The sequence below is a fragment of the Bacillus sp. GbtcB10 genome (genome assembly GCF_019091365.1).
Taxonomy (GTDB): Bacteria; Bacillota; Bacilli; order Bacillales; family Bacillaceae; genus Bacillus; species Bacillus altitudinis.
Genome location: NZ_JAGXJP010000157.1, coordinates 1 through 270, shown reverse-complemented (window position 1 = coordinate 270; position 270 = coordinate 1). Strand labels below are relative to the sequence as shown.

Here is a 270-nt window from a genome sequence, read left to right as displayed (position 1 = left end):
GCAATGCTTTTTTACGAAATCTTCTTGTTTGTTTTAGAGAGCCTCCCTCATTACTTTCATATATAGATTGCTTTATTTTATAAATATATTCTTCTTCGTTTTTACGGTGTTCCATTGGGCCTTTTTTTAATCTTCTATACCAGTCAGGATTTTGTTTATTGTTCATCACTACTACCCTCCCCTATTAATTTTGAAACCTTACTTCTTGCTCTACTTAATCTAGATTTTACAGTTCCAATGGATACTCCTAGTGTTTCAGCCATTTCTTCA

General features: G+C 32.6%; 1 protein-coding gene and 1 pseudogene. Both read right to left on the bottom strand.

Features of this window, described 5'->3' with window-relative positions; translation table 11 throughout:
* A pseudogene (locus tag KVT11_RS19955) lies at nucleotides 1–166 on the bottom strand (SH3 domain-containing protein); the annotation flags it as partial.
* The coding region (locus KVT11_RS19950) for a sigma factor-like helix-turn-helix DNA-binding protein (RefSeq protein ID WP_302693882.1) at nucleotides 156–270 on the bottom strand (115 nt) is incomplete at its 5' end. The pseudogene KVT11_RS19955 and the gene KVT11_RS19950, both read right to left, overlap by 11 nt.